Origin of the sequence: Flavobacterium sp., assembly GCF_031363805.1 — a bacterium.
Lineage (GTDB): Bacteria > Bacteroidota > Bacteroidia > Flavobacteriales > Flavobacteriaceae > Flavobacterium.
This window is the reverse complement of sequence record NZ_JANLVD010000055.1, coordinates 1-10,024: the sequence shown is the minus strand read 5'-3', so window position 1 is coordinate 10,024 and position 10,024 is coordinate 1. Positions and strand designations below refer to the sequence as shown.

Here is a 10,024-nt window from a genome sequence, read left to right as displayed (position 1 = left end):
TCGTTTGAAGTAAAATATTTTCCCCAAGGCGAACTCAAACCTATTTTTTTGAAGTTTAAAATTTCTTGCGGTAACTTATTTTGCATTGTCGATTTTAAAATAAATTTTCCTTTTTTGCCTGAAAATAACCATTTGTCGTCCAAAGTTCCTAAGCCAATTATTAATCTTTGATCCAAAAACGGCTCTCGACATTCAATAGAAGCACCCATTGTACAACGATCGTTTCTATCAAGAAGCGAACACAAATAAGTGTGCTGGTCAAAATATAAGGCTTGTCTTTGCAAACTTTTTGGATATAATTCCTGGGCTTCTTTTAATATTTGATAGCGATATTCATTAACTGGCTTTTTCTTTTCACCATAAAAACGATTGATATCATCTGGATAAATACTGGTACTATTAAAAAGTACTAAATCTTCTGATTTTTTAATTTTTGAATAACGAAATAGTTTATTATATCGTGGATTTTTGGTCATATAATCGAAACTACTCAAATAAGAAATCGCTTTTAATAAAGATGGATTTTTTAATGCTTTGTAGCGCACATAGCCACCCATAAGTTCGTCTGCGCCTTCACCAGAAAGCAAAACTTTAACCTTTTTATTGGCCAGTTGTGAAATGGACAATAAGTGCGGTTCGTTCAAATGCATCAATGGTTCGTCTTGAAAATAGGTAGACTCAATTAAATTATCAAACAGCAAATTCCCTTCAACTTTTAAAGTATTGAATTTATAATTATATTTTTCAGTGATTTTTTTGGCTAAAAATGATTCGTTATGCTCCGCTTCTGAAAAGCCAATATTGAAAGTTTCTATATTTTTATAATCCTGATGATATAATGATGATAAAACTGAGCAGGAATCTAGTCCGCCGCTTAATAAAACACCCACAGGAACGTCTGCTGTCATCCTTAGTTTTACAGATTCAAAAAATGTTTCTTCAAACCATTTTGTTGGATTTGTAATTTGATTGTGATTTTCAATTTCGGTTTTTAAATTCCACCATTTTGTTGTTTTTGCATTTCCACTATCTGTAATTGTCATAAAATGACCTGGCAACAATTTAAATACATTTTGATATAATGTATTTTCGCCAGCCACAAATCGGTTAAAAAAATATTCATCCAAACCGTTTTCAGAAATTTGCAATGGAATTCCTGCTGAAAACAACGCTTTTTGTTCTGATGCAAAATATATAGAATCTTGATAAATTGAATAATATAAAGGTTTTACACCCATTCTGTCTCTTGCCAAAATAAGTTTTTTTTCTTGCTTGTCCCAAATAGCAAAAGCAAACATTCCGTTGAGTCTTGAAAGCATTGACAATCCGTAAATTTCATAAAGTTTGATTAAAACTTCAGTATCGGAACCCGATTTAAGCATTAAGCCTTTTGCGTTTAGTTCTGAATAAAAAAATTTGTAATTGTATATTTCGCCATTAAAAACCAATATATAACGACCATTTTCGGAATGATAAGGCTGATGACCAGCTGTTGAGGTGTCAATAATAGATAGTCTTCTGTGACCCAAACCAATATTATTTTGAATAAAAATGTCAGCATCATCTGGACCGCGATGCTCGAGCGAATCGCGCATTTTTATCAATTGATTTTCATTGACTGATTTATTATTGAAATGCAATATTCCGTTGATGCCACACATAAATTAAGTTTAAATTGTTTGGGTAATTTAAATCATATTTAGTTCAATTAACTTCATCTATACCATCCTACAACGCTATAAACACTGTAAAAATCAAACTTTAACAAAATACGCGGGAAAACCGTAAAATACCTATTTTGTATATTATTAACTTTACTGTATCTGTCTTAATGGTAAAAAAACAAAAAAATGACATACATATATAATTTTTTTTGGCTAAACTTCAAAATAGACAGAATCAATTTTATAAAATAATTGGTTATAAAAGTATCTTATTTATTTTGTAAGTTCTTTATTTAGTTAATATTTTGGGTTAAATTTTTGTTTTTCTAAACATTTTAAAAAAGCTATTTTATTTTGTTAATTAGATTTTCATAAGTCTTTGCTATTATTTTCATATTGATAGCATAATTTACATTTTGAACCACAAATTCTCTATTTTCCAATATAGCTTTTTGAATTAAATTCTGATTTAAAAATGCCTTTTCAATTTCATAAGCCAGTTTTTCAGCATTTTCACTTTCGACTAAAACGCCATTTTCATTGTGTTTTATCCAATTTTGATTTCCTTCAATATTTGACACGACTGGAAAACATCCACAAGCCATGGCTTCAAATAGCGAAGCAGAAACACCTTCTGTAGTTGGCATACTAATGTAAAAGTTTGATTCTTGAAGTAGTTTAGGCAAATCAATATTATTTATTCTTCCTGCGAATACAACATCTTTTTCAATATTTAATTGAATTGCTAATTTTTTCAATTTTTCTAGTAAAAGTCCGTCGCCAACAATAATAAGCTCAAAAGAAATATTTTTTTTCTTTAAAATTGAAAAAGCCTTTAAAATAGCATCTTGTTTGTATTCAGATTTTAAAGACCGAGTTACAATGGCATTTATTTTTGTTGTGGAAGAATTATTTTGAAATGCAAATAAATCAACATTGATACCTTTTGGCATAATCATGACTTTAGACATGTCAGCCTTGTGTTTTTGCATGTGTACAGCCATTATATTTCCCCAAGCGTGAATTATATTGGCTTTTTTAAAGGCGTAATTTTGAAGTTTTTTTTTAAAAAAATAAAGCGGAGAATTTTCAGGCCACAAATCTGATGATCCTTGTTGTGCAATGGCTATGGCTTTAATTCCTGAAATGGCGGCTAGAAATCCATAACTAGTGACTCTCTCGGCAATAACCATATCTGCATTGAAACTTTTAGCTATTTTTTTAAAATTAAAAAATATTTTAAAAAGTTCAAATAATCGTTTGATTCTAGAGATACCTTCACTATGATTTTGCAATTCCCATGTTACAATTTCAAAGTCTCCAAACTCTTTCAAACCATTCATCCAAGTAATAGCATCTGCCCTAAATGTTTCGCCTAGGAAAAGTATTCGTTTTTTTTGCATTTTAATCTTCCGTTTCTAAAGCACGATTTAAAAAATGATTGAAATTTTTCATAACAATAAGTTTCTTTGCAATTTTTTTTGCAAAATCTGAATCAGAAAATAGTTTATCTTCGATTTTTTGAGAAGCCGTAAAACTTTTCAGTTTTAAAAATTCAATAGCCGGATGATTGGGTTCATAGCCTTTTGGCGCTTTTTTCAAAACATTGTTCTCATCGCGACTCAAAGTTTTGAATTCTTTTTTGAAATCAGCGTCATTTAAAATTTTTTCCAAATCATCATAAAAAAAAGCAATCTCCTTGCGTATTTTTTTGAGCTCTTCGACTTCTGGACTCCAAGATCCACCAGCAATGAATGAGCTTCCTTTTTCAAAATGAATGTAATAGCCAGGACTATTTTTCTTAAGTTTATTGGTGCTAAACCAAACACCGATATTGGTTTTATAAGGCGATTTGTCTTTCGAAAATCTAATATCCCGATTTATTCTAAAAGTACAATTTTTTATTTCAAGCGGTTCCAGCGATTTATCTAGCGGTTTCATTTCTTCTAAAATTGATGCAATGTAACTATGATAATCTTTTTTAAAACTTTCATATCGTTTTTTGTTGGCATGCATCCACTCTGTATTATTATTGGCTTTTAAATCTTCAATAAATTGAATAGCTTCTTTAGATAACATAATATTATTTTTTTATTGGTAAATTTTTAGAATTCCAACTCAGAATGCCACCCTCAAGATTATAAATTTCTGTAAAACCTAGTTCTGCCAATTTGGTGGCGGCTTTAATACTTCGTCCGCCAGCTTTACAGTATACAAAAATAGGTTTCTTTTTATTGAGTACTTTTATTTTTGATTCAAAATCAGGTGAATTCCAATTTATGTTTGTGGCATTTCCTAGATGTTCAACATCAAATTCTTCTGGTGTCCGTACATCCACAAGTTGTGGTTTTTGGATATTTTCAACTTTTTTCTGAAATTCATTTCCAGCGATCGTTTTTATTTTTTCTGAATTTTGTGCATTGCAGTTTATGAATAGTAAATTAGCAATAATTAAAAGTATAAAAAAAGGTTTCATCAGTTCAAATTTTAGGCTAAAGTATGAATTAAAGGTTGAATATTTTATAACTTTGGTGCAACGATTTTATAATATTTTCCGTTCGTTCTCCATGGGTATCGGTTATAAATAGCTGTCCAAAATTATTATTATTTACCATTTCCACTATTTTTTCGACACGGGTTTCATCCAATTTATCGAAAATATCATCAAAAAGTAGAATAGGTTTTTCACCGCTCTGTTTTTTTACAAACTCAAATTGTGCCAATTTTAAAGCAATTAAAAAGGATTTTTGTTGCCCTTGCGATCCAAATTTTTTAATGGGATAATTTTCTATATTAAACGATAAATCATCTTTATGAATGCCAACACTGGTATATTGCAAAATCCTGTCTTTGGAAATGTTGTCTTGTAAAAGTGACAATAGATCTTGATTCTCTAGCTGACTTTCATACTCTAATTGCACGGTTTCAACAGAATTGGAAATGTTTTGGTAAAACGTATTGAAAATAGGTATGAAATCACTTAAGAAACTTTTTCTTTTTTGGAATATTTGCTGACCCAATCCATTCAATTGTTCATTGTAAATACTCAAAGTTTCTGTTTCAAAAACCCTATTTACTGCAAAATATTTTAAAAGCGCATTTCGTTGACTGATAATTTTTTGATACTGAATTAATTGTTGCAAATATTCTTTATCCAACTGAGAAATTACGCTGTCTATAAATTTTCTTCTGGTTTCGCTTCCTTCGCGAATCAAATCGGCATCAGTTGGAGAAATAATTACCAAAGGTATAAATCCTAAATGATCAGAAAATTTCTCATAGATTTTTCCATTCCTTTTTAGAATTTTCTTTTGACCTTTCTTCAAACTGCAAAGAATATTTTCTGTTCTTTCTTGCTTTTCAAAAGTACCATCAATGACAAAAAAATCTTGATTGTGTTTTATATTTTGAACGGCGAGTGTATTGAAATAGCTTTTTCCAAAGGATAAATGGTATATAGCATCCAAAACATTTGTTTTTCCAACACCATTTTTTCCAACAAAGCAATTTATTTTGTATTCAAATTCAAAACTAGCTTCGTCGAAGTTTTTAAAATTGAAAAGGGATATTTTTTTTAAGTACATATAATAGGTAGAAATGTTTTTTTTTAACGTTATTTAAAAGCACATTTCAATTAGGATTGCAAATTATTAAAAATAACTGTAAAACATCTTTTATTTACCAATAAAAATTTTATTTTTGCACCTCATTAAATTTAATAAAAATGGCAACTTATAATAAAAGAGGATATAAAGCTCCTAAACCAGAGGATGTATCAACAGATAATGTAGATGATTTAGAAAAAGATATTAATGTTGACGAAAAAGATAGCAATGTAGCTGGTGTTTTTAATACTTTGGATCAAACAGCTTCAAAAACTGAAGAATTTGTTGCAAAAAATCAAAATATCATTTTATCAATAGTTGGAGGTATTGCTTTAATTACGGTTGGTTATTTATTGTATAACAAATTTGTTGCGCAACCAAGTCAAAATGAAGCGGCTAGCAATATGTTTCAAGCACAACAATATTTTAAACAAGCGGTTGATGCTTCAGGAAAAACGAGCGATTCATTGTATAATTTAGCCTTAAATGGTGGCGAAGGCAAACAAGGTTTTCTGGATATTTTAAGCTCAAGTTCAAGTGCAAATGCTGAAAATTTGGCGCATTATTATGCTGGAATGGCTTTTTTGAATACAAAACAATATCAAAAAGCAATTGAACATTTGTCTGATTTTAAATCTGATGATGCTTTTACAAATGCTATGGCTATTGGCGCAATTGGCGATGCAAATGCGGAATTAAAAAAACCAGCTGAAGCATTAGAATTTTACATTAAAGCAGCCGAAAGCAATAAAAATGATATGTCTACACCTCGATTTTTATTGAAAGCTGGGCAAACCGCTCTTACTTTGGGTAAAAAAGAAGACGCTGTGAAGTATTTTACAGATATTAAAGATAATTTTCAAGACACACCTGAAGCTCAAAATATTGATGCTTTGATTGGAATGGCTCAATAATTAGATTTCTTGCACATTGTTGCATTTAATTATAACATGAAATTCAAAAAAGAGAACTATTTAGGTTCTCTTTTTTTTAGCATTTATATTTCGAATGCGATTGGAAAGGTGTATTAACTTCACAAAATTAAACTTTCCCATTTTGTTAACAAATAAGACTTGAAAAAGTCATAAAAAATTGTATTTTTACGGCTCAAAATTTTTAAAATAAAATGGGTAAAATCATTGCAATTGCCAATCAAAAAGGTGGTGTAGGAAAAACAACTACTTCGATAAATTTAGCAGCCGCTCTAGGTGTTTTAGAGAAAAAAGTGTTATTAATTGACGCCGATCCTCAAGCCAATGCTAGTTCTGGATTGGGTATTGATGTGGATGCGGTCGAAATTGGGACTTACCAAATTCTAGAACACAGCAACACGCCTGAAGAAGCCATTGTAAAAAGTTCTGCACCAAATGTAGATGTTATTCCAGCGCATATTGACCTTGTAGCTATTGAAATCGAACTGGTCGATAAGGAAAACAGGGAATACATGTTCAAAAAAGCATTGGAGTCTGTTAAAGATAAATACGATTATATTATTATAGATTGCGCACCATCATTGGGTTTATTAACTTTAAACGCTTTGACTGCTGCCGATTCTGTAGTCATTCCTATTCAATGTGAATATTTTGCTTTGGAAGGTTTGGGAAAACTATTGAACACTATTAAAAGTGTACAAAAAATTCACAATCCCGACTTGGATATTGAAGGATTGTTGCTGACCATGTTTGATTCTCGCCTTCGATTGTCAAATCAAGTGGTGGAAGAGGTGCAAAAGCACTTCAACAATATGGTTTTTGAAACCATTATTCAACGAAATACAAAATTAAGCGAAGCACCTAGTTATGGCGAAAGCATTATAAACTATGATGCTACAAGTAAAGGAGCTTCCAATTATTTGAGTTTGGCTCACGAAATTATAAAGAAAAATAGTTAGACATATTTATGGCACAAGCGATAAAAAAACAAGCAATGGGACGCGGACTTTCAGCATTATTGAAAGATCCTGAAAATGATATTGTATCTGTAAAAGATAAAAATGCCGACAAAGTTGTAGGAAGTATTATTGAATTGGATATTGAAGTTATTGAAATTAATCCATTTCAGCCTAGAACCAATTTCAATGAAGAATCATTGCAAGAATTGGCAACTTCAATTAGGGAATTGGGTGTTATTCAGCCAATTACTGTTCGTAAAACAGAATTTAATAAGTACCAATTAATTTCAGGTGAACGCCGTTTGCGAGCTTCAAAAATTGTAGGATTAAAAACAATTCCTGCTTACATTCGATTGGCAGATGACAATGAATCGTTGACTATGGCTTTGGTCGAAAATATCCAACGTCATGATTTGGATCCTATTGAAATTGCGTTGTCTTACCAACGATTAATTGACGAAATTCAACTCACACAAGAGCAAATGAGCGATCGCGTGGGAAAAAAGCGTTCGACTGTTGCCAATTATTTGCGTTTGTTAAAATTGGATCCCATTATTCAAACAGGAATTCGAGATGGTTTTATATCAATGGGACACGGACGTGCGATTATAAATGTAGAAAACCACGATGTTCAGACAGATATTTATCAGAAAATAGTAAGTGAAAATCTTTCAGTTCGAGATACCGAAGCTTTGGTTAAAATATACCAAGAAGGTGCAAAACCGAAAGTTGGCGCAGCGTCAAAAGCGGTCTCTTCTTTTGAAATAAAAGGAACAGACAAAAAAACTTTCAATGACTATTTTGGATCTCTTGTGGATGTAAAAGTGGCAGGAAATGGGAAAGGTAAAATAACAATACCATTTAGCTCTGAAGCCGATTTTATTAGAATAATGAACTTGATAAAAGGTTAGTGGAAAAACCGATTTACATATTAATTTTAATTGTATTTTTTGGAATCTTTTCTGGATATTCTCAAAAAAAATCAGAAGATATACTTTTTGCAACAGATACGATTGAAACTAAAATAAATCCATTAATTCCAGCAAAAGCAGCTTTTTATTCTGCTATTTTACCTGGATTGGGTCAGGCTTACAATAAAAAATATTGGAAAATCCCAATTGTTATTGGTGCCATTGGTGGCGGAATTTATGCTTATTCTTGGAACAAAAACAAGTATGATGCCTACAGGGATGCTTACAAAGAAAGGTTATTGGTTGGCGAACTCAATACAACCGATGAGTTTAAAGGAATTTTAACATCTGATAGGTTGATTGTGGCGCAAAAATTTCACCAGCGTCAGAAAGATTTATCATTACTCGTTACAGTTGGACTGTATATTTTAAATATTATCGACGCCAATGTAGATGGTCATTTGAGACAATTTAATGTGAGTGGAAAATTAACCGTTCGGCCTGAAATTTATCAGAATGAAATCAATTACAAACAAAATCTAGGCGTAGCTTTAAACTATCATTTTTAAATTATACTTCAATGAAAATTGCACTTTTAGGCTATGGGAAAATGGGAAAAGTTATTGAAAAAATAGCCTTAGATCGTGGTCATGAAATTGTTCTAAGAAAATCAAGCAATTCAACTTATGCAGGATTATCAAATGCGGATGTAGCCATAGATTTTAGTGTTCCAGAAAGTGCGGTTTGTAACATTTCTGAATGTTTCGATACTAATGTTCCAGTGGTATGTGGCACAACAGGTTGGTTGGATCATTATAATGAAATGGTATCGATTTGCAAAGAAAAAAACGGAAGTTTTATATATGCTTCAAATTTTAGTTTGGGTGTGAATATTTTTTTTGAATTGAATGACTATTTGGCAAAAATGATGTCCAAAATTGATCAATACAAAGTTTCAATGGAAGAAATTCACCACACACAAAAACTGGATGCACCAAGTGGAACAGCCATATCATTAGCCAATGGGATTATTAAAAATTCAACTTACAAAAATTGGACATTAAATAATCCTGAAGAAAATGAAATTAAAATTGATGCAAAACGAATAGAAAATGTACCTGGAACACACAGTATTTTTTATGATTCAAATGTCGATCAAATAGAGATTAAACATACAGCTTACAATCGTGAAGGTTTTGCCTTAGGCGCAGTTATTGCTGCCGAATGGATTCAAAATAAAAAAGGAGTTTTTACAATGAAAGATGTTTTGAATTTATAAAATTGATGGTTCGATTGTTTGATTATTCGATGATTCGACTTTTCGACTTTCAAATAAACAAATAATCGAAATATCAAATAGTCTGGAAATTAAATAATAAAGTATAAAATAATCGAACAATCGAACAATCGAATAGTCTAGAAATTAAATAATAAAATATCAAATAATCGAAAAATCGAAAAATCGAAAAATCGAATTATCGAACAATTAAATACCTAAAACAAACTGACAATACTACAGTGGTTTATATTCTTCTTAGTTTTACAAATTGTACACTATATAGGAACTTGGAAACTTTACGAAAAAGCAGGTAGAAAATCTTGGGAAGCAGCAGTTCCTATATATAATGCTATCATTTTAATGAAAATTATAAACCGACCAACTTGGTGGGTTGTATTACTGTTTTTACCAATAGTAAACCTGATTATGTTTATTGTAGTCTGGGTAGAAACTTTACGAAGTTTTGGAAAAAACACTGAAAAAGACACAATTTTAGGAGTTGTTACTCTTGGATTCTATATTTATTACATTAATTATTTTGAAAATGTGGAATATAAGCGCGACAGAAGTATTGTGGCGACTACAAAAAGTGGCGATACAATAAGTTCACTATTATTTGCGATTGTAGTTGCTACTATAGTTCATGGTTATTTGATTCAGCCTTTTAATATTCC

11 protein-coding genes are annotated in these 10,024 nt (G+C 30.8%); 6 read left to right on the top strand and 5 right to left on the bottom strand.

Features of this window, described 5'->3' with window-relative positions; all coding sequences use genetic code 11:
- From asnB to recF, 5 genes are all read right to left on the bottom strand, one after another.
- The coding region (asnB, locus tag RMN92_RS03305; RefSeq protein WP_309608040.1) for an asparagine synthase (glutamine-hydrolyzing) at positions 1-1,661 on the bottom strand (1,661 nt) is incomplete at its 3' end.
- A 347-nt stretch (positions 1,662-2,008) separates the two neighbouring features.
- Positions 2,009-3,067, bottom strand: a complete 1,059-nt coding sequence (locus tag RMN92_RS03300; RefSeq protein WP_309608039.1) for a glycosyltransferase — start codon at positions 3,065-3,067, stop codon at positions 2,009-2,011.
- Position 3,068: 1 nt separating this feature from the next.
- On the bottom strand, positions 3,069-3,743 hold the full coding sequence (locus RMN92_RS03295; RefSeq protein ID WP_309608038.1) for a DUF2461 domain-containing protein: 675 nt from the start codon (positions 3,741-3,743) through the stop codon (positions 3,069-3,071).
- Between the two features lie 4 nt (positions 3,744-3,747).
- On the bottom strand, positions 3,748-4,140 hold the full coding sequence (locus tag RMN92_RS03290; protein ID WP_309608037.1) for a rhodanese-like domain-containing protein: 393 nt from the start codon (positions 4,138-4,140) through the stop codon (positions 3,748-3,750).
- A gap of 28 nt (positions 4,141-4,168) precedes the next feature.
- On the bottom strand, positions 4,169-5,248 hold the full coding sequence (gene recF, locus RMN92_RS03285) for a DNA replication/repair protein RecF (protein WP_309608036.1): 1,080 nt from the start codon (positions 5,246-5,248) through the stop codon (positions 4,169-4,171).
- 140 nt (positions 5,249-5,388) lie between these two features.
- Between recF and RMN92_RS03280 the strand changes: the two genes are divergently transcribed.
- From RMN92_RS03280 to RMN92_RS03255, 6 genes are all read left to right on the top strand, one after another.
- Complete coding sequence (locus tag RMN92_RS03280; RefSeq protein WP_309608035.1) at positions 5,389-6,183, top strand: tetratricopeptide repeat protein; 795 nt, start codon at positions 5,389-5,391, stop codon at positions 6,181-6,183.
- A 212-nt stretch (positions 6,184-6,395) separates the two neighbouring features.
- Positions 6,396-7,160, top strand: coding sequence for an AAA family ATPase (locus RMN92_RS03275; RefSeq protein WP_309608034.1), 765 nt, complete (start codon positions 6,396-6,398; stop codon positions 7,158-7,160).
- An 8-nt stretch (positions 7,161-7,168) separates the two neighbouring features.
- A complete protein-coding gene (locus tag RMN92_RS03270) occupies positions 7,169-8,071 on the top strand; it encodes a ParB/RepB/Spo0J family partition protein (RefSeq protein ID WP_309608033.1) in 903 nt (300 codons plus the stop codon).
- The gene (locus RMN92_RS03265) at positions 8,071-8,640 is read left to right on the top strand and encodes a DUF5683 domain-containing protein (RefSeq protein ID WP_309608032.1); all 570 of its coding nucleotides are present in this window, start codon (positions 8,071-8,073) and stop codon (positions 8,638-8,640) included. The genes RMN92_RS03270 and RMN92_RS03265 overlap by 1 nt, the downstream gene beginning before the upstream one ends.
- Before the next feature lie 11 nt (positions 8,641-8,651).
- Positions 8,652-9,350: a 4-hydroxy-tetrahydrodipicolinate reductase gene (gene dapB, locus RMN92_RS03260; RefSeq protein WP_309608031.1), complete on the top strand. Its 699-nt coding sequence runs from the start codon at positions 8,652-8,654 to the stop codon at positions 9,348-9,350.
- Between the two features lie 225 nt (positions 9,351-9,575).
- On the top strand, positions 9,576-10,024 hold a 449-nt coding region (locus RMN92_RS03255), incomplete at its 3' end, for a DUF5684 domain-containing protein (RefSeq protein ID WP_309608041.1).

Bases quoted from the DNA above. Each gene is read 5' to 3' on its own strand.
- RMN92_RS03300 (WP_309608039.1), bottom strand. From the start codon at position 3,067: ATGCAAAAAAAACGAATACTTTTCCTAGGCGAAACATTTAGGGCAGAT.
- RMN92_RS03295 (WP_309608038.1), bottom strand. From the start codon at position 3,743: ATGTTATCTAAAGAAGCTATTCAATTTATTGAAGATTTAAAAGCCAAT.
- RMN92_RS03290 (WP_309608037.1), bottom strand. From the start codon at position 4,140: ATGAAACCTTTTTTTATACTTTTAATTATTGCTAATTTACTATTCATA.
- recF (WP_309608036.1), bottom strand. From the start codon at position 5,248: ATGTACTTAAAAAAAATATCCCTTTTCAATTTTAAAAACTTCGACGAA.
- RMN92_RS03280 (WP_309608035.1), top strand. From the start codon at position 5,389: ATGGCAACTTATAATAAAAGAGGATATAAAGCTCCTAAACCAGAGGAT.
- RMN92_RS03275 (WP_309608034.1), top strand. From the start codon at position 6,396: ATGGGTAAAATCATTGCAATTGCCAATCAAAAAGGTGGTGTAGGAAAA.
- RMN92_RS03270 (WP_309608033.1), top strand. From the start codon at position 7,169: ATGGCACAAGCGATAAAAAAACAAGCAATGGGACGCGGACTTTCAGCA.
- dapB (WP_309608031.1), top strand. From the start codon at position 8,652: ATGAAAATTGCACTTTTAGGCTATGGGAAAATGGGAAAAGTTATTGAA.